Source organism: Streptomyces corynorhini (assembly GCF_003346515.1).
GTDB classification, from domain to species: Bacteria; Actinomycetota; Actinomycetes; order Streptomycetales; family Streptomycetaceae; genus Streptomyces; species Streptomyces corynorhini.
The window spans coordinates 1-23,142 of sequence record NZ_QQNA01000084.1; the positions used below are offsets into that span (position 1 = coordinate 1).

The 23,142-nt window shown below is 69.4% G+C and carries 18 protein-coding genes, 1 tRNA gene, 1 other RNA gene and 2 pseudogenes; 14 read left to right on the plus strand and 8 right to left on the minus strand.

Annotated features, from left to right (window positions below; all coding sequences use genetic code 11):
• Nucleotides 1–352 precede the first annotated feature (352 nt).
• The 4 genes from DVH02_RS12265 to ffs form a co-directional block, all read right to left on the minus strand.
• Nucleotides 353–2,197 (minus strand): M48 family metalloprotease, encoded by a 1,845-nt coding sequence (locus DVH02_RS12265; protein ID WP_114623820.1) that lies wholly within the window; start codon nucleotides 2,195–2,197, stop codon nucleotides 353–355.
• Between the two features lie 437 nt (nucleotides 2,198–2,634).
• Nucleotides 2,635–3,894, minus strand: a complete 1,260-nt coding sequence (gene purD / locus DVH02_RS12270) for a phosphoribosylamine--glycine ligase (RefSeq protein WP_114623821.1) — start codon at nucleotides 3,892–3,894, stop codon at nucleotides 2,635–2,637.
• Between the two features lie 72 nt (nucleotides 3,895–3,966).
• A complete protein-coding gene (locus DVH02_RS12275; protein WP_114623843.1) occupies nucleotides 3,967–6,207 on the minus strand; it encodes a DNA polymerase III subunit gamma and tau in 2,241 nt (746 codons plus the stop codon).
• A 51-nt stretch (nucleotides 6,208–6,258) separates the two neighbouring features.
• Nucleotides 6,259–6,357: signal recognition particle sRNA small type (gene ffs / locus DVH02_RS12280), an RNA gene on the minus strand.
• 72 nt (nucleotides 6,358–6,429) lie between these two features.
• Between ffs and DVH02_RS12285 the strand changes: the two genes are divergently transcribed.
• Nucleotides 6,430–6,517, plus strand: a tRNA-Ser gene (locus DVH02_RS12285).
• Between the two features lie 323 nt (nucleotides 6,518–6,840).
• Nucleotides 6,841–7,779, plus strand: a complete 939-nt coding sequence (locus DVH02_RS12290) for a restriction endonuclease (RefSeq protein ID WP_233518182.1) — start codon at nucleotides 6,841–6,843, stop codon at nucleotides 7,777–7,779.
• 125 nt (nucleotides 7,780–7,904) lie between these two features.
• Here the strand turns inward: DVH02_RS12290 and DVH02_RS12295 are convergent.
• A pseudogene (locus tag DVH02_RS12295) lies at nucleotides 7,905–8,483 on the minus strand (tyrosine-type recombinase/integrase); the annotation flags it as partial.
• On the opposite strand from DVH02_RS12295, the pseudogene DVH02_RS12300 reads away from it, so the two are divergent.
• A pseudogene (locus tag DVH02_RS12300) lies at nucleotides 8,373–9,077 on the plus strand (mobilization protein); the annotation flags it as partial. The pseudogenes DVH02_RS12295 and DVH02_RS12300 overlap by 111 nt on opposite strands.
• A 104-nt stretch (nucleotides 9,078–9,181) precedes the next feature.
• On the opposite strand, the gene DVH02_RS12305 reads toward DVH02_RS12300, so the two are convergent.
• Nucleotides 9,182–9,664 carry an NUDIX domain-containing protein gene (locus tag DVH02_RS12305; protein ID WP_114623822.1) on the minus strand — a complete coding sequence of 161 codons (483 nt, stop codon included), beginning with the start codon at nucleotides 9,662–9,664 and terminating at the stop codon, nucleotides 9,182–9,184.
• A 28-nt stretch (nucleotides 9,665–9,692) separates the two neighbouring features.
• Complete coding sequence (locus tag DVH02_RS12310; protein ID WP_114623823.1) at nucleotides 9,693–10,910, minus strand: helix-turn-helix domain-containing protein; 1,218 nt, start codon at nucleotides 10,908–10,910, stop codon at nucleotides 9,693–9,695.
• Between the two features lie 324 nt (nucleotides 10,911–11,234).
• On the opposite strand from DVH02_RS12310, the gene DVH02_RS37100 reads away from it, so the two are divergent.
• The 10 genes from DVH02_RS37100 (at nucleotide 11,235) to DVH02_RS12355 (ending at nucleotide 19,706) form a co-directional block, all read left to right on the plus strand.
• A complete protein-coding gene (locus tag DVH02_RS37100) occupies nucleotides 11,235–11,714 on the plus strand; it encodes an ATP-binding protein (RefSeq protein WP_114623824.1) in 480 nt (159 codons plus the stop codon).
• Nucleotides 11,715–11,895: 181 nt separating this feature from the next.
• A complete protein-coding gene (locus tag DVH02_RS12320) occupies nucleotides 11,896–12,330 on the plus strand; it encodes an NUDIX hydrolase (RefSeq protein ID WP_114623825.1) in 435 nt (144 codons plus the stop codon).
• Nucleotides 12,331–12,368: 38 nt separating this feature from the next.
• Nucleotides 12,369–14,258, plus strand: a complete 1,890-nt coding sequence (locus tag DVH02_RS12325) for a radical SAM/SPASM domain-containing protein (protein WP_114623826.1) — start codon at nucleotides 12,369–12,371, stop codon at nucleotides 14,256–14,258.
• Nucleotides 14,255–14,887 (plus strand): hypothetical protein, encoded by a 633-nt coding sequence (locus DVH02_RS12330; protein ID WP_114623827.1) that lies wholly within the window; start codon nucleotides 14,255–14,257, stop codon nucleotides 14,885–14,887. Before DVH02_RS12325 ends, DVH02_RS12330 begins: the two co-directional genes overlap by 4 nt.
• A gap of 80 nt (nucleotides 14,888–14,967) precedes the next feature.
• Nucleotides 14,968–15,618 (plus strand): hypothetical protein, encoded by a 651-nt coding sequence (locus DVH02_RS12335; RefSeq protein ID WP_233518184.1) that lies wholly within the window; start codon nucleotides 14,968–14,970, stop codon nucleotides 15,616–15,618.
• A 4-nt stretch (nucleotides 15,619–15,622) separates the two neighbouring features.
• A complete protein-coding gene (locus tag DVH02_RS12340) occupies nucleotides 15,623–16,270 on the plus strand; it encodes a nucleoside/nucleotide kinase family protein (protein ID WP_158575871.1) in 648 nt (215 codons plus the stop codon).
• Between the two features lie 11 nt (nucleotides 16,271–16,281).
• The gene (locus DVH02_RS12345) at nucleotides 16,282–17,133 is read left to right on the plus strand and encodes a protein kinase domain-containing protein (RefSeq protein ID WP_158575872.1); all 852 of its coding nucleotides are present in this window, start codon (nucleotides 16,282–16,284) and stop codon (nucleotides 17,131–17,133) included.
• A 114-nt stretch (nucleotides 17,134–17,247) separates the two neighbouring features.
• On the plus strand, nucleotides 17,248–17,394 hold the full coding sequence (locus tag DVH02_RS35555; RefSeq protein ID WP_199566254.1) for a hypothetical protein: 147 nt from the start codon (nucleotides 17,248–17,250) through the stop codon (nucleotides 17,392–17,394).
• 108 nt (nucleotides 17,395–17,502) lie between these two features.
• On the plus strand, nucleotides 17,503–18,414 hold the full coding sequence (locus tag DVH02_RS12350; protein ID WP_114623830.1) for an aKG-HExxH-type peptide beta-hydroxylase: 912 nt from the start codon (nucleotides 17,503–17,505) through the stop codon (nucleotides 18,412–18,414).
• Nucleotides 18,411–19,706, plus strand: coding sequence for a serine hydrolase domain-containing protein (locus tag DVH02_RS12355; protein WP_114623831.1), 1,296 nt, complete (start codon nucleotides 18,411–18,413; stop codon nucleotides 19,704–19,706). Before DVH02_RS12350 ends, DVH02_RS12355 begins: the two co-directional genes overlap by 4 nt.
• Before the next feature lie 249 nt (nucleotides 19,707–19,955).
• Here the strand turns inward: DVH02_RS12355 and DVH02_RS12360 are convergent, their stop codons facing one another.
• Nucleotides 19,956–21,182 (minus strand): DNA sulfur modification protein DndB, encoded by a 1,227-nt coding sequence (locus DVH02_RS12360; protein ID WP_114623832.1) that lies wholly within the window; start codon nucleotides 21,180–21,182, stop codon nucleotides 19,956–19,958.
• A gap of 1,138 nt (nucleotides 21,183–22,320) precedes the next feature.
• Between DVH02_RS12360 and DVH02_RS12365 the strand changes: the two genes are divergently transcribed.
• Nucleotides 22,321–23,094 (plus strand): Crp/Fnr family transcriptional regulator, encoded by a 774-nt coding sequence (locus DVH02_RS12365; RefSeq protein ID WP_114623833.1) that lies wholly within the window; start codon nucleotides 22,321–22,323, stop codon nucleotides 23,092–23,094.
• Nucleotides 23,095–23,142: the final 48 nt, after the last annotated feature.

Below are 23,142 nucleotides of genomic sequence, written 5' to 3' on the forward strand. Positions count from 1 at the left end.
GGTCGGGGCCGGGTGCGAGGCGGTGGGGTCGGGCCGGGTTCAGGGCCGGGTTGGGGGCCGGGTTGGCGGCCGGGTTGCGGGCTGAGTACGAGGCGGTGGGCTCGGGCCGGGGTTCTGGCCCCGGACTCGGGCCGGGGTGCGGGGCTGCGGGACCGGGCCGAGTACGAGGCGGTGGCCTCAGGTACGAGGCGGTGGCCTCGGCTGCGGGACCGGGCCCGGTGCGAGGCGGTGGCCTCAGGTACGCGTTCGGGCCCGGAGTGGCTCGGGCCCCTGCCTCGGGTACGACGCGGAGAGGCGGCTCGGGTACGAGGCGGAGGGGCGGCGGCTCGGGTACGGGCTCGGCGGGCTCGGGTCAGACGAGCCGTACGGGCTTCTCCGGTCGGACGCCCAGCGACGCCAGCCACGCGCGCAGCGGCTCCGCGTCGCCGTCCTCGACCAGGCTGAGGACCCGGCCGGGCAGCTCGGCGCGGCGTTCGCCGTCGATCAGGAGGGCCGGGCCGTCCAGCCAGTCGAGGCCGGGGGCCGCGCCGGCCGTGTCGACGGCGGAGCAGCAGACCATGGCCGTCACGTGGTCGGCGAGCAGCTCGCGGCCGGTACGGGGCGGCTGGAGGGGGAAGAGGGGCAGCGGGTCGGCGCCCCAGAGCGCGAAGGCGTCTCCGGTGGCCTCGGCCGAGGTCGGCGGGGCCACCGCTTCCTCCCGGGCCAGCTCCGCGCTGATACCGGCGGCCAGCGCGTCGCCGACCTCACCGCCGCCGCCCTCGGGTCCGGCGAGGTGGTCCATGACGCGGGCCAGGTTGGGACCCGGATCGGGGGTGGATTCGAGGGAGTCCACCGCCCCGGCGAACCCGACGGAACCGACGGAACCGACGGAACCGAGGGGTCCGACGGTGTCGGCGGGCCCGGCGGAGCCCGCGGGCCCCCCGGACCGGCCGGTCCCCGCGGACCGGGCGGCGGGCCGTACCCCCATCCCGTCCAGGACGCGGTGCAGCCGGGCCGCTTCCGTACGCCACTTACGGTCGACCACCTCTTCCGGATACTGCTGCCAGTCCACCGGGGACCAGTCGGGTCCGGCATCGGCCGGCCCGCCGTGGAAGAGGCGGGCGGCGAGGAGGGAGGCCGCCTCGTCCACCGCGCCCGGCTCTTCGAGCAGATCGCAGGCGGGGCGCTCGCCGAGCCGGGAGGCGAAGCCCTCCGCGAGGCGGTCGCGGCGCGACAGCTCGGTGAGGGCGGAGACCACACCGGCGTCCAGCCGGGAAGGCCAGCGGCCCATGCGCCAGGCGGGCAGCGCGACCCGGGTCAGCAACCGGTCCCACCCCGCGTACGCCAGGCCCACCTGCTCCTGGGCGACGATCCGCAGACCGTAGTCCACCTCCTGGGCGCGCTCGGACGCGGCCGTCGCGACCCCGCGCTCCATCAGCGCGGCGTGCTCTCCGCAGGCGCGCAGCAGGACGCGGGCGAGCCGCTCGGGCAGGGCGAGTGCCACGCGGCGTATCGGCCCGGTGCCGGGACGGGACGTGACCGCGACGGCCGCGTCCAGGCCCCGTACGAGGCGACGGGCCGCGGCTATGTCCGGGTGCGCGGCGGGCCCCGTACCGGCGACGACCGGGGCGAGCACGGCGCGCAGCTCGGCGACGCGCATCCACCACAGGAAGGGCGAGCCGATGACGAGGACGGGAGCGGCCACGCCGCCCGCACCCGCACCGCGTGCCGGGCCAGGGCGCCGGTACGGGCCGCCCAGCCCGTACCGGCCGCGGCCCGACGCGGAAGGCCGCTTCGCGTGGCCCGGATGCGTACGGTCCTCCAGCCAGCTGTCGCAGTCCGGCGTCAGGGCTATCGCGGAGGGCGCGGGAACGTCGAGCCGCTCCGCGAGTTCGCGGACCAGCCGGTAGAGATCGGGGGCGGCCTTCTCGGCCACCGGGACGGTGGGGCTGAGGGCCGGCCTGGCGCGGGCGACCAGAGCGGCCACGGCGGCGGCCAGCAGCAGCACGGCCACGGCGAGGGCCGTCACACCCCAGCGCGCCGCGTCCCACCCGGCGCCCCGCAGATGCCCCGTACCCCCGCCGACGAGCAGCACCACGGCGGCGGCCGTGGGCAGCAGCGCCAGGGCCAGCGCCCTGCTGCGCACTCGCAGCACAGCGAGTGCCCGGACACGGGCGCCCTGCGCGCCCATACCCTCACCCATTCCGGAATCGGACATGGTGGACCTCACCCCCTCTGCCGTGCGGCTGCGTTGCTCACTCCCCCACTGTGGCACCCGCCACTGACATCGCAATGCCGGTGGGCCAAGTGCCGGAACGCTTGGGCCGCACCCTAGTTGGGCCCCGGAGACCCGTCATCCGGATGGCCTATTCGTCACTCGATGGAATGGCTCTGGTCAAAGCTGCTGACGCGACGGCGCTCGGGGGCTCCGGATTCCGATCGGATGCGGATCGGATGCGGATCGGAATCAGACGCGCGGAAACGGACGCGCGGAAACGGCGGGGTCATCGGCACAGGCCATCGGCAGGAGCGGCGGAGCCGAGGGCAGGGGGGCAGGGCGTACAGCTCCGGGCCGGGCGTCGAACGCCCGGCCCGGAGCCAGATCCTCATGCTGCTGTACCGGTACGACCGGTATGACGGCGGTACGCGGGTCGGTCAGTCGCGCGCGGCCTCCGCCGCGGCGCGGGCGATGTCGGTGCGGTGCTGGGAGTCCGCCAGCCGGATCCGGCCCAGCGCCGCGTACGCGCGCTCGCGGGCCCGCGTCAGGTCCGTACCGGTGGCCGTCACGGACAGCACCCGGCCGCCCGCGCTGACGACCTTGCCGCCGTCCAGCCGGGTACCGGCGTGCAGGACGTACGCGTCGGGGGCATCCTGCGCCGCGACCTCCGCGAGCCCCTCGATGGGGTCGCCGGTACGGGGGGTGTCCGGGTAGTTGTGCGAGGCGACGACCACGGTGACGGCGGCGTCGTCGCGCCAGTTCAGCGGGGGCAGGGCCGCGAGGTCGCCCTCGGCGGCGGCCAGCAGGACACCGGCCAGCGGGGTCCTGAGCCGGGCCAGGACCACCTGGGTCTCCGGGTCGCCGAAGCGGGCGTTGAACTCGATGACCCGTACGCCCCGGCCGGTGATCGCGAGACCCGCGTACAGCAGCCCGGAGAAGGGCGTACCGCGACGGCGCAGTTCGTCGACGGTGGGCTGGAGGACGCTGTCCATGACCTCGTCGACCAGTTTGGGGTCGGCCCACGGAAGCGGGGAGTAGGCGCCCATGCCACCGGTGTTGGGGCCCTCGTCGCCGTCGAGCGCGCGCTTGAAGTCCTGCGCGGGCTGGAGCGGGACGACGGTCTCGCCGTCGGTGATGGCGAAGAGCGAGACCTCGGGGCCGTCGAGGAACTCCTCGATGACGACACGGCCGCAGGCGAGGGCGTGCGCGCGGGCCGCGGCGAGATCGGAGGTCACGACGACGCCCTTGCCCGCGGCGAGCCCGTCGTCCTTGACGACGTAGGGCGGGCCGAAGGCGTCGAGCGCGTCGTCGATCTGCTCCGGGGTGGTGCAGACGTAGCTACGGGCCGTCGGGACGTTGGCCGCGGCCATCACGTCCTTGGCGAACGCCTTGGAGCCCTCCAGCTCGGCCGCCTCGCGGGACGGGCCGAAGCAGGGGATGCCCGCGGCGCGTACGGCGTCGGCGACCCCGGCGACCAGCGGCGCCTCCGGGCCGACGACGACGAGGCCGGCCTCCAGCTCGGTGGCGAGACGGGCCACGGCCGCGCCGTCCAGCGCGTCCACCGGGTGCAGCTCGGCCACCTCGGCGATCCCCGCGTTGCCGGGAGCGCAGTGCAGAGCGGTGACCTGGGGGTCGAGGGACAGAGAGCGGCACAGGGCGTGTTCGCGGGCGCCGCCGCCGATGACAAGGACCTTCACGGGAGGCAGCCTAGCCCGGACGGGACGGCGCTCCGGCTGCGGGCCTTGGAGGGGACGCCGAAACGCACCTCGTCACTCGTTCGTATATTCCTCCACCACGGTCGCGCCCAGCTCGCGCACGATGAGGTCGTGGCCGGAGAGCGCCGAGTCCACGAGGTCCGGATCGTCCTCTTCCGGAGTGTCGTCCTCCGGCGCCACCGAGTGGTGCGGCGGGGCGGACCGACTGGGCCCGTGGTCCGGCCGCGACGACGTCTCCGGACGCCCGGAGGCGTGGCCGGAGCCGCCGGGACCGCCGGATGCCCCGGAGCCCGCGTGGCCGGCGGACTGGCCGCCGCCCTGGCCCGGGGCGGCGGGGGCGAACTGCTGCCCGGCGCCGGAGCCGGACCCTTGGCCCGGCGGGGGGCCGGAGGGACGGCCGCCGTAGCCGCCGGGGGCCGACCCGGCCGGGGCGCCGCCGTATCCGCCGCCTCCGGAGCCGCCGGAGCCGCCGGGGGCTCCGTAACCGCCGCCGACCGCTCCCCCTCCGTAACCGCCGCCTCCCGGGGCTCCGCCACCGGCGGCCGGGGGCGGTGCGCTGCCGCCCGACGGGTCGACGATGGCTTCGATCTTCCACTGCACGTGGAACTGCTCGGAGAGCGCCTGCTTGAGGACCGCCTCGCTGCCGCTGCTCGTGAAGTTGTCCCGGGCACCAGCGTTGATGAAGCCGACCTGGAGCGTCGTGCCGTCGAACCCGGCGACCTGGGCGTTCTGGCTGAGCAGGATCCAGGTGAAGCGGCGGCGGTTCTTCACGGCTTCAAGGATGTCGGGCCACATGTTCCGTACCTGCCCCGCGCCCTGCGTCATCGCCGGGCTCGCCGCGGCGGCGGCGGGAGCGGCGCCCGGCGGCGGCGCGGCCGGTCCGGCGGCGGGCGAGACAGGCGGAGCCACGACGGCTGCGGCCTGCGCGTCGTGCGTCTGAGCGGCCTGCGGCGCGGCTTGAGCCGCCTGAGCGGCGGCCTGCGCCGCCTGAGCCGCCCGCGCCGCCTCGGCCGGTCCCGCGGCGGGGGGCGCGGGCGGCGCCGCGGAAGCGTGCGCGCCGGGCTCCGGCACGTACCCCATGGCGGGGGCGGGCCCTCCGGCCGAGAACGCGGCCCCGGCGGTCGCGGCACTCGCCGCCGCACCCCGCTCCAGGCGGTCGAGCCGCGCCTGTACGGAACGCTCGTCGTCGAAGGCCGCGGGCAGCAGGACGCGCGCGCAGATCAGCTCCAGCTGCAGCCGGGGCGAGGTGGCACCCCGCATCTCCGTCAGCCCCGTATTGACGAGATCGGCCGCCCGGCTCAGCTCGGCCGCGCCGAACACCGACGCCTGGGCGCTCATCCGCTCGACGACATCGGCGGGCGCGTCGAGCAGCCCCTTCTCCCCCGCGTCGGGCACGGCGGCGAGGATGACGAGGTCGCGCAGCCGCTCCAGAAGATCGGCCACGAACCTCCGCGGATCGTTCCCGCCCTCGATGACCTGATCCACGATCTCGAACGCCGCGGCCCCGTCCCCCGCCGCGAACGCGTCCACGACCGCGTCGAGCAGCGAACCGTCCGTATAACCGAGCAGCGCCGTCGCCATGGCGTACGTCACACCGTCACCGGCGGTACTCGCCAGCAACTGGTCCATCACGGACATCGAGTCACGCACGGACCCGGCACCGGCCCGGACGACCAGCGGCAGCACTCCGTCCGCGATCGCCGTGCCCTCCCTCGCGCACACCTCGGCGAGATAGTCGCGCAGGGTCCCCGGCGGCACGAGCCGGAACGGATAGTGGTGCGTACGCGACCGGATCGTACCGATGACCTTCTCGGGCTCGGTCGTCGCGAAGATGAACTTGAGGTGCTCCGGCGGCTCCTCGACCACCTTCAGCAGGGCGTTGAACCCCGCCGAGGTGACCATGTGCGCCTCGTCGATGATGTAGATCTTGTAACGGCTGCTCGCCGGCCCGAAGAACGCCTTCTCCCGCAGATCACGGGCGTCGTCCACGCCACCGTGCGAAGCGGCGTCGATCTCGATGACATCGATCGACCCCGGCCCGTTCCTGGCAAGGTCCTGACAGGACTGGCACTCCCCGCAGGGCGTGGGCGTGGGCCCCTGCTCACAGTTCAGACAGCGCGCCAGAATGCGCGCACTGGTCGTCTTCCCACAGCCACGCGGCCCGCTGAACAGGTACGCGTGGTTGACCCGGTTGTTCCGCAGGGCCTGCTGCAGCGGGTCAGTGACATGCTCCTGCCCGATGACCTCGGCGAATGACTCGGGGCGATAACGGCGGTACAGCGCAAGGGACGACACACCTACGACGATATCGGCCCCCTCGGACATCGCGCCCGTAAGACCACCCACAACGCAAGCGCCCCCCACGCACCCGCCAGAGCCAACCTACCCTTGCTGCCTTCCGGCCCTGGGGGAGTTCAGTCAGATAGCGCCACGTGAGGGGCTCCGCACACAGTACCCGATCCGGACCCCCCGGAACGACGTCGCGAGCACCCCTCGGAGTCTTGTATTGTTTGCGGCGGAGGATTCGCCTAGTGGCCTAGGGCGCACGCTTGGAAAGCGTGTTGGGGGCAACCCCTCACGAGTTCGAATCTCGTATCCTCCGCCATTGCTCTCACCGGGCAATACGTCGATGGCCCCCGCAGCTCGCTGCGGGGGCCATCGACGTTGAGGGTTGCAGTTTGGGTTGCAGTCGTGGTCCCCGCCGATCCGACGCCCGCTGCACGCACTGCGAAGACGATCCCCGCGTGCCATCACCTGCTACGCCCCATGTCGAGCCGAGAGGCACCACCCGTGGACTCTGGTGCCATCTGTCCGACCGCTCCACCGATGTGAGGCGCTCAGTCACCCCACGAGACGGTGCGGCGCCGAGTAGCATCATCTGACCGATATGACGGGTCATCAAGCACATCAGGGCCATAGGGGTGGAAGGTGGCAGTCGAGCCCGTGTCCATGAAGCCAATCAGTCCGGCTGCGTACGGTGCGCTGGAGGCCGCCCTCAAGCACATCTTCTGGTACAAGAACGACCTGGAGGGCTTCATCCGCCGGTGGGCTAAGGGCCACCCGGAGCTGGTTGCCGGGATCAACTTCTCCGGGTACAAGTGGCAAACGGCCGAGGACTTCGTAGATCGTCTCCATGCAGATGAGACGCGCTATACGGAGCTTGCTCTACGGCTCATGGTTGAAGTCTCAGAGATGACCAGCTTCCCCAAGCTGCGGCGACTATCGGACGCCGACTCACTCATAGCCGAGGCGCGGGAAGCCGTTTTCGAGCTGAAAAAGTGCATCGACCGCCACCGCGGCCTGATCGCCGACGATGCCAAGTTCGCCAACGACCTCGCGGCTCACCAAGCGGTCACGGACAGCCGGCGCAGCTTCTCCGAGCGGCTGAGCGAGCTGAAGAGCGAGTTCCTGCGCCTTGAGGCAGAACCCAACCGCCAGAAGGCTGGACGCGAGTTCGAGCCCTTCCTCAACCGGCTGTTCCGCCTGTTCGACCTGGACCCAAGACTGTCCTACAACCTGCCCTACGAGCAGATCGATGGATCCATCACATACGACACTGACGTCTATGTCGTAGAAGCGAAGTGGCTCAAGGAACCAGTCGAGGTCCACTACCTCGGTAGCTTCGTCGAGAAGGTGCGGCACAAGACCACGAACACGCTCGGGCTGTACATCAGCGTCCATGGCTTTACCAAGGGGGCTAGGGAGCGCTACGCCGATGGCACCTGCTTCATCACGATGGAGGGAGTGGACCTCTTCGTAGTGCTGGATGGCCGCGTCACGCTCGACGAACTTCTCAGCCGTAAGAAGAGACATGCCAACGACACCGGAAGCTGCTACTTCCCTGCGTCACTGATTCTGAGCGAGTAGCCAGCGCACGAGAGATCGACGATGCCGGGCAGATGGCTGCGTCAGCGGGTGACCTGAAACCCACGCGAGGGGGAGGCCGAGGAGCTTCCCCACGGCCTCCCCCTCGCACTCGGTGCCTCTCGCTGCTACCGATACCTACTGGCAGGCGGCCCCTCCGGCAGCGGCCAGAGCAGGCTACCGATCTTGTCGGCGGTGTCCGTGAGCACCCGGTTGGTGAGGTGCTGGTAGCGGCGGCGCATCCGGGCGGACTTGCCGGGCTCCCAGCCCATGATCGCGTCTACGACCGTGTCGGGAACGCCAAGGATTAGCAGGACGGTCGCGGCCGTGTGGCGGGCGTCGTGGAGGCGGCCCGCGCGCAGACCGGCCGCCTTGAGGAGGTCCTTCCACTTGTGGAAGTCCGTGTTCGGGTTCAGGGGCTCGTCGATCGGCGAGGTGAAGACGTATCCCTTCTCCGTCCAGAGGTCGCGGGCAAGGGCACGCTCCCGGGCCTGCTCCTCCTTGTGCCGACGGAGTAGATCCATCAGCTCGTCCGGGGCGCCGATGGGCCGCGGCCCGGCGCGTGACTTCACGTTCTTGGTCTCGCGCCGGATGTTGACCTTCTGCGGGCAGAAGCCGGGCTTGCGCCCGCAGCGGTCGCCGCAGCCGTGCTGGTAGCGGGGCCGCAAACGGCCTCGGCGGACGCGGATGACGCCGAGCTCGAGGTCGCACGCGACATCGCCGCCACCGCTACCGGCCCCGACGGCAGCGTCCTCGCCGCGCTCGTCGCCGCCCTGCTCTGGGCCGCCATCCTCGCCGCACGCTGGCACGAAGCCAAGGGCCACGCCCACCAGGCCGACGCCGCCCGTCGGACCGTCCAGCTCCTTCAGACCGCAGCCGACCAGGCTCTCACCCCCGCGCTCACGGAACTCGCAGCCCGCCCAACCAGGGAAGAGACCCGCCGCACCCTGGCCCACGACGTACACGCAGCCGTCCCCGAACACGCCGAACGCATCCTCACCGACCCCACCTGGCCGGCCCTCGCCACCGTCCTCGTCGACGCCGAAGCCCGTGGCCACCAACCCCACCAGCACCTCAAGGAAGCCGCCGCCAGGCGCGAACTCACCACAGCCCGCCAACCCGCCCGCGTCCTGATCACCCGCATCCACCACACCAGCCGCAACCCCGCACCCAACCCCCGCGCCGAAGCAGCCCGCCGCCGCACCACCATGCGAACGACCACAGAGCAGCGGAACACCACCGGCATAGCAACGCCACGCCATGTTCTCCCCAACGACGAACACCAGCACCGCCGTAGGTAGGAGGAGCAAGGAAGACGGACCGGCTCATGAGCCTCGGCCGACCTGACCAACAGTGGAGGTTGGCTCCTCTGCTCGCCAGGTACACAACGGTTCTGTCCGCCAGATCAGCCTTCGGCGCCGAGGGCCGTCCCGTTCTCAAGGTAGGCGGTTGCTGATCGCGCACGGGCACCGATCGCCGCGTGGACACGGCGGGCCAGCCGGGGGATGAGCAGCCCGTCGACCTGTTCGGCCCGGTGGAACGCGAACTGGTCGACTTCCACCCCGTCCAGGACGATCTGGGCTCGCTGGTCAGCCGCGAGGATGCCTCCGTCGAAGACAAACAGCAACTTGTCGCCCTCGGTCGGGTGAGGTGCCCAGTCTGCGACGAGGAGGCCGCCGATGGGCGGGGTGATGCCGATCTCCTCCTTGACCTCCCGAGCCGCGCCCTCGCTCGGGGTCTCACCCGGGTGGAGGTAACCGCCGGGGATCTCCCAGCCGGGCTTGTACGTGGGCTTGACCAGGAGCACACCCCCGGCCTCGTCGAAGAACAGCACCCCGGCGGCGGTGCGGGGCTGGGCTACCGCTTCGTAAGCTCCCGAGTCGCTCATGGCAACGACTTTAGTCGTCGCACGCGAATCACCCGATGACGCGTAGCCGCTGAGCCACGCCGACCAGCAGATGGCTCGGCTTGCCGTGCCTTTGCCGCACCCAAACGGTCACCAGGTGGCGGGAGATGAAGTGGTGGCGGACCTGCTCGGGCGCGAGCTCCTCCGCGTCCAGGACGAGGGCGAGAGCTTCGTCCGTGCGGTTCTGAGCACTGTACGCGCGGGCCAGTTCGAGGGTGTGGCGGACGCGACGCTCCAAGGGCAGGGTGGAGGTGTCCACACGTGGCCCTTGGTCGACGGCGATCTGAACGTCGCCGAGTTCCATGGCCGTCGAGATGCGGTGGATAGCGACATTGGTCGGGCCGAACGCCGTCCACATGTGGTTGGCGTCATGTCCAAGACGCTGGGCCGTCTGTTCGGCCTCTGCGAGGAACTGGTTCACCATGGCCCGGTCCTCGATCCGGGCCGCGGCCATCGCTCCGACGAGGAAGAGCGTGCCGTAGATCGACAGGTACGTCGGCGAGGCGTCTGCTAGATCGTTTTCCAAGTAGCCGACGGAGGCCACCACAAGGTCCCGGGCGGCAGTGGGGCGGCCGTTGGCGAGCAGGCAGTGGGCAACCGACCTGAAGAGCGAGCCGGTGACGACGAGGTTCCCTGACTCCTGCGCCGCGGCCAGCCCCCGATCGGCGGCCATCCAGGCGAGGTCGGCTTCGCCTATCTTCGTCAGCACCATGGCGGCACCCTGGTAGGCCATGGCGAGCAGGGCCTGAGCCTCCCGCTGTTGCTCGCCCTCGTAAGCGCGGACAGCGTGCTGGGCAACCGCAAGAATGCCGGGCGTGAGACGGGTGGCTCGCGCGTATCTCGCGTCCTGATAAGCAGACCAGGTCGAGCCGACTTCGGTGCGCAGGATCTCCAGGTCCGGTGGCCGGCTGGTGGAATCGGAAGCCAGCAGTGGGGACATCTGCTGGTAGTCCATGAGCGCTTCCCGCAGTTTCGGCACGGTGCCGCCCAGGGTGTCGGGCGTCCAGTCAAGTAGTGAGGGCTCGGCGAGCAGGTCCCCGAGTTGCACGTCGAGAGCGTCGGCCAGGGACTTGATCACGGACAGCCGGTCCAGTTCGATGCGGCCGTTCTCCACTTTGCTCAGCCAATCGGCTGTCCGCCCGACGAGGCCGGCCAATACCTCCTGCGGCACGCCGCGTCGGCGGCGATACCAGGCGACGCGCTCCCCGATGCTCAGCGTCTCGGTCATTCCTCGCATGACCCCCAGCCTGGCGCTGCTTGGTTTCCCCACCCCGGAAGAATTTTCCGGGTTCCCCTCTGTTCATCCTCCTAGCGTTCCGACTTGTCATCAAGCAGCCGTGTTGAGATGCCTGTTACGGGGCGAGGAGGGACGAGTGTCGATGGGACATCATGGCCACGAGGTCGGTGCGTCCACCGTCGAGGAGAAGACCGCACCCTGCCTCGGCTTTGAACGACTTCGCACCCTGCAGGCACCCGACGGCCCCCGCCGGGGCGACGCCAACACAGCGGCGCCTGGCGCACGCGGCGAAATCTTCGCTATGCGCATGTGCGGATGAACCTCGTCCAGTCCGATCGATCCGTGCCGTTCATCCGGGCGTCGGTCAGACGGGTCGCGGACGCTTGGGGTCTCGATGCCCTGATCGTCGACGATGCCGAGCTCGTTGCTTCCGAACTCGTCACCAACGCCGTCCGGCACGTCCCATGTCCCGAGATCGGCTTCACCGCTACGTATGCCGAAAAGCTTCTCCTCATCCAGGTCCATGACGGCTCGGTCGACCCGCCGGTCCTGCGTCATGGATCAACGGGCAGCGCCGAGAGCGGGCGCGGCTTGGTCCTGGTCCGCGCCCTGACTCTCGACTGGGGCTGGATGCCGCACGGCGACGGCACGAAAAGTACATGGGCCTTGATCTACGTACCGACAACAGACGCCCCATGCACCGGCTCCAACTGCAGGAACGGAGCTGACGGACCGCCTTCGGCTGCAAGTCGCGATGAGCACGCGCGACCCTCTGCGCCTCGGGAGCACCTATGAAGTGGCTTCAGGAGAACTGCAGTTCGGGGGTCATCAGCCCGCCCGTGACGCCCTGTCGCAAGATCTAGACTCGCCGCTTCACGCAGAGCGTCGTACGCCGTCCCGGCGTCGGCATCGCTGGACTGATGGTCCCGGGTGCGACTGCGTGACGTAGCTGGTTCCGATGAATGAGGAGGGCTTCATGCCCGAGAAGGTCACCAAGGCCAAGGTGCTGTGCTACATCGTGCACGACGGGCGGCTGCTGGTGTTCCGTCACACCGACTACTCCTACGAGGAGGTAGGCATCCAGGTCCCGGCGGGCAGCATCCGCCCGGGCGAGACCCCTGAGGCCGCCGCCCTGCGCGAGGCCCGTGAGGAGACGGGCCTGTCGGACTTCAAGATCGTACGCAAGCTCGGTGAGACCGAGTACGACATCAGCCCGTATCGGTTCGAGATCCAGCACCGGCACGTCTTCCACTTGGAGCTCACCGAGTCGACCCCCGAGCGGTGGATGAGCCAGGAGGACCACGACGGCGAGCAGGAACCCACTCACTTCGAGTGTTTCTGGATGCCACTGGAGGCCGCCCACATCCTCCAGTCAGGCCAGGGCGCCCTGCTGGGACACCTGTCCGACTAGTCACTCGTCCGGTCAAAGCAGCTTAGGAGGGGCAGCCGATGAACCTCAGCACAGAACAGCGCCATCCGATCAAGGGGCTCTACCAGAGCCTGGACGTCGACGACACCAGCACCGCGGTGTCGGTCATCGTCAAGACGCGCGGCGAGACCTGTGACATCGACTGCCTCTACTGCTACGAGAAACGCAAAGAGGCTCCCGGAGGGGCCCGGGTGGGCGCCGGCCAGATCAGGCGCCTGGCCGGTCTCTTCAAGGGTCGACCACTCGCCGTCGAACTCCACGGCGGCGAGCCGCTGACCGCAGGCCGCGACCACATCGCCGAAATCCTCACGGAACTGGCCGGCCTGCCCCAGGTCGTCCGCGTCACCCTACAAACCAACGGTGTCCTGCTCGACGGGGACTGGCTCGACTTGTTCGACGACCTCTTCCCGGAGCTGCGGATCGGCGTCTCCCTCGACGGGGACGCCCAGGGCAGCGCCTGGCGCGTCGGCTACGACGGGCACCCCGTCTACCCGCGTGTTGCCGCGTCCCTGGATCTCCTGGCCGAACGGGGCCGCAAAGTCGGCGTGATCGCCGCGGTGACCCCGGCGGTACTGGGCCGCGCCGAGGAGGTTCTCGACCACCTGGTCGGCTTCGGTTCCGTCAATGCGATCAGTTTCGTACCCTGCTTCGACTCCACGATCCGCCGCTCCACCGCCTTGCCTGGACGGCACAGACCAGCCAGCCGCCTGCTCCAGCAGGGAGCCATGGACGCCACCGGCGGCCCCGCCTGGGCGATCCACCCCGACGAGTACGCGCAGTTCGTTCTCGCCACCACCGCCCACTGGATCACTGCGGGGCACTTCGCCGGAATCAAGCTCGAACCGGCTGTCTCCACGATCCGGCGACTACGGGGCCTTCAGACCGGCTTCTGCCATTTCTCCGATCTGAAGTGCGACCACGTCTTCACCCTCTACCCCGATGGCCGCTTCGGGAGCTGCGACGAACTGCCCTGGCCCCAGGCCCGCCTGGCCGAAATGGAGTCGGTCGCCGACCAGCACGAGGTAATCCTCGCCCAGCGGGGCTCCCGTCTGCTGAACCAGGGCAAGGCCCTGATGGCCAAGTGCATGACCTGCGACTACCGCGACACGTGCGGCGGTGGCTGCGTCGCCACCCGCTGGCGCCAGGACCCGGCCGGTGATCACGACGCGTACTGCGACCACCGGATACGGATGATCGACGGAGTCGCTGCCCTGCTTGCCCAGCCCGCTCACCCCGTCGGCGCTTGGTGCCAGAGCCTGCGCTGGCACCCGCGTACCCCGAACAGCATGCGCGACGTGAACTCCTTCCTCGCCCGCTGGGACAACCCGTCCATCGCCCGCAGCGAGGTGAGGCTGCACACCAGCGAGCACGGCAACATCAATACAGTCGGACTCACCGGCGTCCACGAGGCCGACGACCTCGACCCTGCCCACACGAAGTGGCGAGCAGCGATCGAACCGGGCGTCTGGCCGTTGGTCGACGCCGTCACCCGCGTCTGGGGCCTGATCACGTACGACAGTTGCCAGGGTCACCATTACACCGGCCTGGACCTGCCGCCCACAGGTCTGCGGATCGGTATCCTCGCCCGCGACCGCGAGGAGTACGCCCGCACAGCTGCGGCTCTGTGCCGAGCCACCACAGCGGTGAGCAGCGAGCTGCCCGCTGGCGTCGAGGTCAACGTCAAGCGCTCGGAACTCACTTGTGAGACTTCGGGCACCACGACCCCAGTGCTCGACCTGAGCCTGGACCCCGGCCCGGGCCAGAGTTGGAACATCTACTTCGCCCGCCTGGACAAGGCCGGCGCCATGTTGACCGCAGCCCTCGCCGCCGAGCACCCAGACACGGGCACCCCGTGCGCCTGTCCCCTTCCGGCCCCGGCCGCAGACAAGAAGAAATCGGTGTTGCGGTGAAGCCCGGTGCCGAAGCAACCATCCACCAGTTACTGGGGCGTATCACCTACTTCCACACGTTGTTCGTCGAACCCACGCTCGTCTCGGTCGGCCCGCCCGTCTCGGGCGAGACATGCTGCAACCACCAGGACACCACGGAGCCCGGACAACCCGACGTCGGCACCCTGCTGGGCGACACCGCGTGGACGGTCCTCGACGAGATCGCCCGCACCCTCGGCAAGCACCTGCGGCCCTGTCCGAAGGCCGACGCCCGCTGCTGTGCGACCTGCCGCGTCGCGGCCTCGGGCGCTGCCATCGCCCAGGCGTGGATGGCCACCGAGCACCATGCCTACCACCGGCCTCCGCCCGAAAACCGGCTCCGGCAGGCATGCCGCACCACGGCCACCGCCCGCCTTGCCCACGTCTTCGCATGGCAGTACGGCATGAATTGCCATGCCCTGGCCAAAGCTGAGGCGGCCGACGCCTACTCGCTGCCGAAGAGCAGCGAGCTGCCATTGACCGGAGAACTCCTCGCGCTGTGGCAGGACCCGCTGGCCGCAACTGGCAGCCCGGTCGTGAGCTGGCTCAACCACTGCACGGACCTCAATGACATCCACCGTGTGCTCCAGCAAAGGGGGACCACGAAGTGATCCACATCGCCGAGACCGTCGGCGTCGGCAGCATCGAGAATTTCCTCAGCGCCGATGAGCGAACTCACCTCTCCGAGCTTATGAACGACGTTCTTATCACCGAGGAGGCTGCCCACTTCGGTGGAGATCGTCGTACCTCTATCCATGAGATCCCCGGCCACAGCGCCGAACAGGCCATGGCTGTCTACGAGCCCGCCGGGCGCATCGAGATCCCCACCATCCCCGAGGCAGCAGACAAGCTCCTGGGCGACGCCTTCGAACGCGCCCGCCCCGCCCTGTCCCGCGTCATGCCTTCCATCACCCTGTGCCGTCCCTGGACATACGTGGAATACGGGGTGGGCCAGCACATCACCAGCCACCTCGACGGCATCGCCCCCGACCCACTCGCCTGGCCCCGCCAGATCGCCGGCATCAGCGTCGTCATCACCCAGGCCGACGCGGGAGGCGGCTTCTACGTGGAGACCGCCTCCAGCGACCGCCTCTGGAACGGGCAGACACCGGACGCCGTCGCGAACGGCTACGCAGACGGCATGTGGCTAGCCCACGACGGAGCCGACAACTCCGCCACCTGGTTCCAGCAGCTCCCCCGTACCCGTTGGAGCGTTGCTCCATCTCCCGGCACAGCCCTGCTCTACGGCTCCCAGCTCTCCCACGGCACCCTCCCGGTCACCGCCGGCAGAGTCGCCAAGTTCATCAGCTGGCTGGTCGCTGAACCGACCGGCGCGGGGTGAGTACGTGCTCCTGGCCCTGGAAGGCATAGCCGGCGCCGGAAAGAGCACGCTCCGGGACCGACTCCTGAAAGACACCCCCACTGAGGGCATCGCCCTCAGCCACATCGGCCAGTTCTCCTGGCTCTCCCGCCCCGCCACCCATACCTTGATCCGCCTGCGAGCCGGTCACGCGGGCAACGCCGACCAGGCTGTCGAGGCGGCCCGCCAGGACCTGGTCCTCCACGCCCGCTTCAACCTCGCCCCCGCCCTCGCCCAGGGCCCGGTACTCGCCGACCGATTCACCCTCTCCACCGTCTGCCTGCTCGCTCTGCTCCACCAGCAGCCTGTGGACAAGTACGTCCATCACCTCGTCGAACTGGATTCTGCTCGACCGCAGTTGACGTTGCTGCTGACCACCGCGTCGGACATCTGCCAAGCCCGCGTCAGCAGACGGGCAACCGCTCGGCGCTTCAACGAGTACCCCGAGGCCGCCGGCCGACTGACCGACCTCTACCACGAGGCCGCCAACGCCTGGACGAAGACCACCGGCCTACCGGTGCTGCACCACCCCTGCACGACCCGCGCCGACCTCGACACCCTGGCCGCCGCCTGCATGGACTATCTCCGCGCGGCCAGCGGCCCCACATTCCCGACCACGGAAGTGAGTCGATGAGCCTCCACCCGATGCATCCCGCAGCCTGGGTCCTCGATCAGCTCCGCTCGGACGGCTGGCACATCAGCGGCCTCCTCGCGTTCACCCGCGCCAGCACCCTGGTCAAAGTGAGCCGCCCCGGTCAGGACGACGTCGTCCTGAAAGCCGGCTTCGGCAGCAACCATGTCTTGGCCGAGCTGGGGCCCACGGAGCGGCCCGCCGCGTACGGCTTCTACTGGTACGCGCAGATGAGCGAGGCGGAACGGGCCCTGGCCCGGGAGGATTTCCGCCACGAAGCAGAGCTCACCGCCGTTGCCGGTGGAGCCGACCATGTCGTCCCTCTGCTGGAACAGGGCAGCTCGGAGCGGTTCGACTGGTACACGATGCCGCACTGCGACAGCGGAAACTTCCGGGCCTTCATGCCTTCCTCAAAGGACACGGGCAAGGGCCTGAGCATCCTCGCTGACGTCGCGGACGGGCTGGGAAGCCTTCACCAGCGCGGCATCGTCCATCGCGACGTCTATCAGGAGAACATCCTCATAGTCGAGGGCCGGGGCCTGATCACGGACCTGGGAGCCGCCCGGCGCCTCACAACCCCGCGCGGACCCGACCACCGCGGACCCGAGGTCCACTGGCCGCCCGAGTACCTCACCAGCTACCACCAAGCGACCCCGGCCGCCGATGTCTTCAGCCTCGGCGTCCTGATCTACCGCTACCTGTGCGCCGATATCCCCCGCCTCGGCGGCGGCACGAACCTCACTCTCGTCCCCGAGCCGTTGCGCATCTCCGTCGCCGCCGCGCTCTCCGACCAAGCGGCCGACCGCCCCCGTATGGACGACCTGCGTGACGCGCTCCGCACCGCCGCCAACGCCCACCAGCGCTGACCGACGCAAGGGAGGCCCGCGCATGCCCAGGGCGAGATCACCGCCACTCCCCGAACCAAGCGCCGGTGCCCAGGAAAACAGCCGAAGTCATCGAGACCGAAAGGCGGAACAACCATGAGCAACGACCGCATCGCCGACTTCCTCGCCGACGTCGAGGACCTGCGCGGCGAGGACGAGACCGTCCGTACCACCGCCCACACCTCCAGCGTCTCGGCCGAGGGCTGGCCGGCCGCCGAGGCAAACACCACCACCACCGCCTGAACAATCACAGCCGGACGGCGCCCTGAGCGCCGCCGGTGAAGCCACCTGGGGCCGGGCCGCAGCATCGCGCCCCGGCCCCAGGCCCGACCACCGAACAGGAGTCGCTTCGTGGACAGCCTCGCCGACATCTTCGGCTTCCCACCGATCACCCGCCTGCACCACGACCGCACCCGCCGTATCCACGCGGTCATCCGCCCCGGCACACAGCCGACTCAGTCCGACATCAGCCCAGCCGCCGACTACTGCCTGGCCCACCACACCCTCGAAGGAGCCGAAGCCGCCGCGCGCGTCGGCAACATCGCCACTTTCGGCTGGTACACCAACCACCCCGACGCGGAAGCCACCACCCGCACCACCCCCACCGCCGTCGGAGCACGCGTCGTCGTCGCTCCGGATCTCGCCGAACTGCCCCGATCCCCGATCTCCGAGACCCCTTACTATGTGCTCGGCCCAGGCACCGAACCTGCCCCGCCGGATGTGCGCAACCTCGCGGCCGTCTCATACGCCACAGCCGCGGACGCGGGCTTCAGCGAGCTGCTCGCCGCGCACGCCGTCGTCGTGTGCCTGCTGCGGGCCAAGAACCTCGGCGACACCCTCGACAGTTGGACCATCACACGCCTACCCGGCACCGTGTTCATGGACCACGTCGGTGACCCGGTCGTCCTGGCCCGCGACCTCATCCACGAGGCCGGGCACAACTGGCTCAACGACGCCCTCACTGCCACCGGCTGCAAGATCGACACCCAGGCGCACTTCCGCTCACCCTGGAAAAAGACGATGCGGCCGGCCTTCGGCTTTCTCCACGCCTGCTGGGCATTCCCCCTGACCATGCTCTACACCGCCCACGCGCTGAGAGGCACCACTGGGGACCTGCACCGCTTCCTGACCGCCTACCTCGACCAGCAGCGAAGCCTCCTCGCCGAAACCGCCACCGACCACACACACGCTCTGAACCTGATCAGCGACGATGGCCTGCGCCTCCGTCTGGCCGCCGTCCACCAGCAGGCGCTCGACCTATGAACGCCGACGCCCACGACGCCCCGGGTCTGTCCGTCCTGATCCGCAGGCCCGGCGAAGACCCTGCCCTGCTGCACACCGGCCTGGCCAGCCTCGAACACGGACTGGCCATCGGACCGCACACCACCTTCAACACCGGATCCGCCGCCAAACAGATCACCGCACACCTGGTCCTGCTCGCCGCCCGGGACGGTCTCTTCGCGCTCAGCCAGAAGGCCGCAGAGCTGCTGCCCAAGCTGGAGATCAGCGATGTCACCGTCGCGGAACTGGTCACCCACCAGTCGGGCATCCGCGACGCCGAGTCCCTGCTCTCGCTCACCGGCTTCCGCGACCTCGACCACTACACCGCCACTGACCTGCGAACCCTCGCCTACCGCCAGACCCAGCGTGCCGTTCCCAAAGGCCACTTCCTCTACAGCAACACCAACTACCTCCTCCTCGCCGAGATCTTCGAAACCATTCACCGCACCACGCTGGACGACCTTGCCAGGCTCCACCTGTTCGGCCCGCTCGGCATGAACGACACCTACTTCAAGGCCGACCCCCGCCACGTCATCCCCGGAGCCGCAGCCGCCTACCAGGCCACCCCGCACGGCTGGCAGCACACTGAAGCCCCGGTCACCCTGCCCGGCCCCGGAAGCCTGTGGACCACTGTCGGCGACCTCGACCGATGGCTCGCGCACCTCCACCAGGAATGGCAGCGCGAACACCGGCTCCCGTGGCAGGACGCCCTCAGCTACCAGCCCAGCGACCACCAGCCCTACCTCTACGGCCCCGGCCTCTACGCCGACGCCCGCCCCGGACGAACGGCCGTCTTCCACTACGGCCACGAACAGGGCTTCTCCGCCACGACTCACCTGGACGCGACAGGACTTCGACTGATCTGCCTGTCCAACAACGCCGGCACCGCAGCCGACCACACCACGGCTGCGCTCCTGCGGGAACTGCGGGAACACCCGGACCTGGACCCGAGGGACCTCCTCCCCCGTGTGGCAGCCGCACAACGAGACCCCAAGGCCGTCGCCTGCGGGCAGGACGCAGTCAGCGTCGAGAGCGCCTACATCGAACTCGGCACCTACACCTGCGACCAGGCACCCGGAAGCCTCCGGCTCACCCGCAGCGTCGGCACCCTCCAGCTGTGGCGCCGAGGAACTGCAGACCACCTCACCCAAACCGGCCAGACGACGTACACCGGCAACGGCTACACCCTCACCCTGAACAGCGCCGCGGACCAAGCGGATCGATTCACCCTCGACCTCGACCGAGCCCCCGGTCTGGCGTACACCCGCCGATAACTACCGACCACGATGCCGCTCCCTCCTCGGAGCACAATCCCCATCCAGGGCAGAGCGCGATGCATCTGACCTCCCTCGACCGATGGGGATTCGGACCAGTGCGCTGTTAGAACAGCCAACGAACAGCGGGCCCAAACGGAATCACCCCTGACCGAACGGACCGGCCAGGGGATCCCTACTCGCCTGAAAATGTCGGGCCTCGAACCCGGTCAGACTGCGACGTACTTCAGGTTTGGCGCGACAGCGAAGTCAGAACCGTCCACGGATCTGCTTACCCGTGTCGCTCTCCGGGTGGTTCAGCGCCTCGTAGACCTTGTGGCCGGAGTCACGCGCGCCGCCGGCCCAGGAGACGGCCCCCCGGTCGGTCACCTTGGCTGCGACACCACCCCAGTACTTCGCCTCGCGCTCCCACTCGATACCTTCCAGCACGCGCTCCAGGGTCACCCCCTCGGGCATGGGGTCGGCGCTCCAGGACATGCTGCGGTTCATGGTCGCGCCGAGACCGGCCACGACGGCGGGGGCAGTGACGGCAGTCTTGGCGTGGAAGAGCGCGGCGTTCTCCTGGAGGAACGCGCCCACCGTCTCCATGACCTCGCGCTGGACAACGGCCTTGTCCGGACGGTCACCACTCGTGTCGGCGGGGATGTCCTCGTACTCGATACCGGTCGACGCAGCATGGATACCGGCCTTGCCCAGCATGGCCGTGGCGACGAGGGTCCGCAGGACCGACATCGTCATCCACTCCACAGCCTTGTCCGACACCTGGCGCTTACCGGTGAGGATCAGGCTGGACAGAGGAACCGGCGTCTCACCGGCCGGCACCGTCAGCGACTCCATCAGCTTGCGCGTCACGGTGGTGCCGAAATCGCGGCCGTCCATGGACATCGCCAAGGACTTGTCGACCGGAACGCCCTTCAAGTTGCGGTCATGGAAGATCTGGCGGGCGGCCATGACGCTGATGCCGTGGAAGATCTCGAACGACAACGGGATCGCACCGAAGTCGCACTCCTCCAGGTCGTACGCGGCCGGGTTTCTCTTGATCCGATGCCAGGCGGTGACCTGTGTCTCGCTGTCGAGAGCGTAGAGGCCGTCTTTGATCGGCAGGGCCGACGAGCCGTCCTCTGAGATGACCAGCGGGCGCGGCGACCACAGGGTGATCTGCGGCAGCGACCAATGGTCATCGAGGTCCCCCCGCAGACCGGCCGCAATGTAGTCGGCGTACTCTCCGACGTTCTTGGCCTTCTTGCTGCTCGCAGTGCCGAGGAGCCGCTGGATCTCGGCGCGCGTGCGGGCGTACTCGCCGATCGGCTGTCCGGCCTTCTGGGCACGCTTGGCCGCGTCCTCGACCTCCTGAGGGTCGTTGACGATGGCCAGCAGGTTCTCGCAGTCGATGACGCCGTTCGCCATGACCCCCTTGCGAATCTCCCTGAGATCGGCGGGCAGACCGGTGGTCACCGGCTTCAAAGACGTGGGCATGGTTGGATCCCCTCCCCCTCACGGACGTCTATTTGACGCACCGTCACATTTAAGGACGCTATCGGACACGCCGCCAGAGGGTCAACTGAGGTGACCGGAATCCCCCACACTTCATGCCGCAGCTGATTATTTTCGACTGCGGCAGAGAAAAGTCCCCCATACACGCAACCGCGGCGAGCATTATTCGTTCATACGACCGTCCGCGGAGGCGACGGAGACGTCTCCGGTGGCACGTCTCCGACCTCGCACCCAGCCCGGTCGTCCCGCGCCCTCAGCGCTTCCGGCCTGTCGGACCCCTCCAGCCGCGAGGGGCACCAGCGGATCCTTTTCCGGATCGATCACCCGGACCGTCGGGCCGCCACACTCACCCACCAGGAGCCAGGAGCCGGGAGCCAAGGGCCAAGGGCCTGTTGTACCGGTGGAGCAGGCGTGCACGGCCCAATCCGCCTGCTTCGTGACGATCGACTCGCCGCGGTCGGCACGATCTCGTCGCACCGAAGGCCGGTGACACGTACAGCGTGGCCGGGCAGCTCCCGGCCGGAGTCGTGCAGCGATCACACTGCCGATACCGCAGTCGGCATCGCCCTTTCGGGCCGAGAGCAGCATGGCCGCTTCCGGCACACCACCGTGGGGACAACCGGGCCCGCGGCGGGCAGCGTTCGGGACGGGGCGCGGCCGAGAGCGCCGCTGCACGTGCCCGTGTCGGCCGGGGAGCAGAGACCGGCGGAAACACCTCCATTACAGGAATATCGGCAGCCGGTGAGGCACTTCCGTCACAGTGACTCACTGCCCCTCGGCGGAAACCACACTTTGCGCCAAGTCCCCCTGCCTGACCGTTTCGACCTCCTGCGCGCCCGATCCCCCCAGCAAAACGGGCTGACCTCAGGTTTGGCTGACGGCAGGGGACAGGAGCGGAGAGACCGGACGGAGGGGTCGTTGATGCCAGTGTTGCGGATGTTCTGGGTGTGGTTCGGGCTCGGCGGTCCTGGGTCGTCTACCTGGCAGTTCGGCGTCTACCGGTCGGTAGCGCAAAAGTGGCGCAATCAGGGCGCCAGGGAACGTCGCTCTGTCACCATCAACGCCAACGAAAAAACGCCAATGCAATTCAGCCGTCCGAACTGCCACGGGGGGAGTGGACATGGGGCTGCTTGGCGATGAGACGGCGTTCGCACGCGCTCTGACCACTCAAGAGAACGAGAGCGTTGCGGCCCTCGGAAACCGCAAGCACTATCAGGCCGACGCCCATTTGCTGACCGAGGGCGACCGGTCCAGGCACGTCATGATCATGCTGCACGGCTGGGTGACCGTTTCCGTGGCGACGGACCGCGGCGCGACCCGGCTCATACTCGGCTTGCGCGGCCCCGGTGAGCTGCTCGGCGAGATGGCCGCGCTGGACAGTCATCCGCGCAGCGCCACCGTGCGCGCTCTCGGCCCGGTGGAGGCCCTGGTCATCCCGGGGGACGCGTTCCGGCGCTTCCTGGCCCAGCACCCGCGGGTCAGCGGCCTGGTCATACGACAGCTCACCTTCCGGCTCCGCAGCGCCGACCAGGAGCGCTACTCGCTCGCCTCCCTCACCGTCCTCCAGCGGCTCGCCCGCCGGCTCACCGAGCTGTCCCGCGCCGAGCCTGCGGGCCCGTACACCCCTCCCGTGCTGAGCACCGCGTACACCGGCGCCTCCGTGCATCTCGCCCAGGACGAGTTGGCCGCCACCGTCGGAGCCACCCGGGAGGCCGTGGCCAAGGCGCTGCGGCTGCTGCGTGCCCAGCGGATCGTTCGGACCGGCAACCGCATGGTGGAGATCCTCGACCCGGAGTTGCTCGCACTGCTCGCGGACGGCCACGACGGTCATGACGGCCACAACAGGCTCGACCGCCGCAACAGTCAGCAGGGGACACCGGAGCAGCAGAGGTAGAGATCCCCCACTCCGGCATGTGTAAACGGCTACAGACAGCCCCCGCCC